The organism is Vibrio sp. 1249-1, from assembly GCF_033340495.1.
In genome coordinates, this window is record NZ_JAWOWJ010000588.1 from 1 (window position 1) to 680 (window position 680).

At 46.2% G+C, this 680-nt stretch carries 2 pseudogenes; both read left to right on the forward strand.

The features are described 5' to 3' along the window. Positions 1 to 215, forward strand: a pseudogene (locus tag R7Z50_RS27785) (lipopolysaccharide biosynthesis protein); the annotation flags it as partial. Next, a pseudogene (locus R7Z50_RS27790) lies at positions 212 to 680 on the forward strand (hypothetical protein); the annotation flags it as partial. The pseudogenes R7Z50_RS27785 and R7Z50_RS27790, both read left to right, overlap by 4 nt.

Here is a 680-nt window from a genome sequence, read left to right on the forward strand (position 1 = left end):
ATTTGAGTTTGATGGTTTTACTGCAAATTACCTCAGGTGTGGCACTGTTCCTGCTTCACTCTTCACAATCAATAGGAATCGCCATCGCAATTTGCATTTTGACATGCAGCCTGCTGGCAGGACTCACCGTTCGTTACATGAGTAAAGAAGCCCGCAGCGCATTAAGTCAGCAATTCATTCGATGGCGCGGACAAGTGAAGAGATATTCGATATGAGCTCAACCGATGTGAGAACAAAACAATCCATTGCAGCGCTGACGATCACCGTCGTGATTGCGTTGCTTTGGATCGTGATGCCTCACCCCATTTTGATTGTGGCAGTGTGCTTTGCACCGTTGGCATTGCTGTTCGTCCTCAATCAAACCTTTTGGCTCGTGACACTGTTCGTTATCTTCTCTTTTTTCCGTATTCACGAAGCGTTTCCTGCCATTTACAGCTTTAAAATTCCATTGCTTTTATCCCTTGGCGCGTTAGCTGCGCTAGCTTTTCATCTACTGCTAAGTCGTCAACTTACGGCATTCTGGCACCCTTCACTCAAGTGGCTGTGCATTTTCTGGGGCCTGGTTATCATCGGGATTGTGTTCGCCTCTAGCCGAGATATTGCCATCACGGTATTTAAAAATACGTATTGGAAAATCATTGTGATGACCTTGGCGATCACTTGGCTGATCACCAAACCAC